This window comes from Deinococcus aerolatus (assembly GCF_014647055.1).
Classification (GTDB): Bacteria; Deinococcota; Deinococci; order Deinococcales; family Deinococcaceae; genus Deinococcus; species Deinococcus aerolatus.
On sequence record NZ_BMOL01000060.1, the window covers coordinates 1 to 1,626 of the forward strand.

General features: G+C 58.6%; 1 protein-coding gene and 1 pseudogene. One reads left to right on the forward strand and one right to left on the reverse strand.

Annotation, left to right across the window (positions count from 1 at the left end):
- Positions 1-85 precede the first annotated feature (85 nt).
- Positions 86-394 (forward strand): hypothetical protein, encoded by a 309-nt coding sequence (locus tag IEY31_RS18485; protein ID WP_188974421.1) that lies wholly within the window; start codon positions 86-88, stop codon positions 392-394.
- Here the strand turns inward: IEY31_RS18485 and IEY31_RS18490 are convergent.
- Positions 302-1,135: pseudogene (locus tag IEY31_RS18490) on the reverse strand (IS5 family transposase). The gene IEY31_RS18485 and the pseudogene IEY31_RS18490 overlap by 93 nt on opposite strands.
- Positions 1,136-1,626: the final 491 nt, after the last annotated feature.

The window sequence follows — 1,626 nt, forward strand, 5'->3', positions numbered from 1 at the left end:
AAGTCCAGCCTGATCCTGGCGGCCCCCGATGGCCAGCGGCTCTGCAAGGTGCGTGACGTGCAGCTCTTGCCCAGAGCAGAGGCAGGTGGTCAGCGACGAACCGACGAGCGTGGAGACCTTTGCCGAGTACGGTGAGCGCTTCCAGATTGAGGAGGGCTTTCTGGACGAGAAAAGCGGGCTCTTCGAGTTGGGAGATTCCAGACTGCGCGATGCCGCCAGTCTGGAACGGTTGATCCTCGTGCTGGCCGTGGCGACCCTAGAGCCCGTTTTGGAAATGAAAAGACTGTCTCAGACAGTCTTTTCATATTGTGACCAGCCGGCGGAGCAGGAGACGGGTCATGGCCAAGTAGCACCACGTTTCTTCCGTTTCGGGCAGCGTCTCGAAATCGCGTGACAATCGACGATTTCGGCCCATCCACGCGAAGGAACGTTCAACCACCCAGCGTCTGGGTAATACATGGAACGCTTTCTCGTCGAACCCCTGGGCCTCCAACCACTCTGGCATGTACCGTTTCAGCTGCCGCCACCACGGGTAAACCACCTCGAATGCGAGGTCGAGTTCCTGACTTGCCCAGTGCTTGAACTGTCCCGCATACCCCTGGTCAGCCCAGATTTTCTCCAGGGTGGGCAATTCCCCCTTGACGGCTTGGACCAAGAGGCGACCACCGACCCGATCGTGCAGGTTCGCCGGGTGTACGACCACTTTGAGCTACAGGCCCAGGGTGTCGACCAGGATGTGCCGCTTGCGGCCATTGACCTTTTTGTTGCCGTCGAAGCCGCGTGGCCCGCCACTCTCCGTCGTTTTTGCGGACTGACTGTCAATGATCGCAGCGTGCGGATCGGGCGAACGCCCGATCCGCACACGATAGATCCGACGCAAAGCCGTGTTGATCCGCTCCCAGACCCCAGCCAGCCTGAGTTGACGGAAGTGGTAGTACACGGTCTCCCACGGCGGGAACTCGTGTGGCAGCGCTCTCCAGGCGATACCGCCACGCAGCACGTACAACACAGCATTGACGATCTCGCGTGTCGACCACTTGAGTGGTGCACCTCGCCCTGAACGTGGGGGCCACATCTCGCTCAGCAACGCCCACTCGTCGTCGGTGAGATCGGAACCATACGTCTGAGAGGCCATTCCTCATGGTATTTGCTCGCCCAGAGAGGCGCGAAATTCCAAAACGGGCTCTACTGCTTGTGTCCGAGGGCATTGAGGTGGTGCAGCGTGGGGACCCGGCGTGTCGTCGATCCCCATTGGCGGCGCGCACTGAGCTACCTCAAAATCGGTCTGCGCGCGGTTCACTACGCGTTGAGCCGTGGTCAGGCGGTCTTCTCGCGCCTGACGCTCCAGGGTGGGCCTGACCCTGAGCCCCCAGGTCAGTGGAAACGCCCTCACGCCCCTCCTCAAACCAAACTGGAGGTCGGCTGGCAACTCGTTTTCCGTCCAATCTCATAAAATCTGTCAGGCCGCCAGACCCCAACACACAAACTTACTACAACCTCGATAAGCAATTTTGGGGGGTGAGCAGATTAAAAATTAATCTGCTCATTCCCCCAAACTGTTCATTTAAAAGCTCTTTACCTCTTGTAAAAAGTCAAGGTTTCTATTTGCATCCCACTCCGAACCAA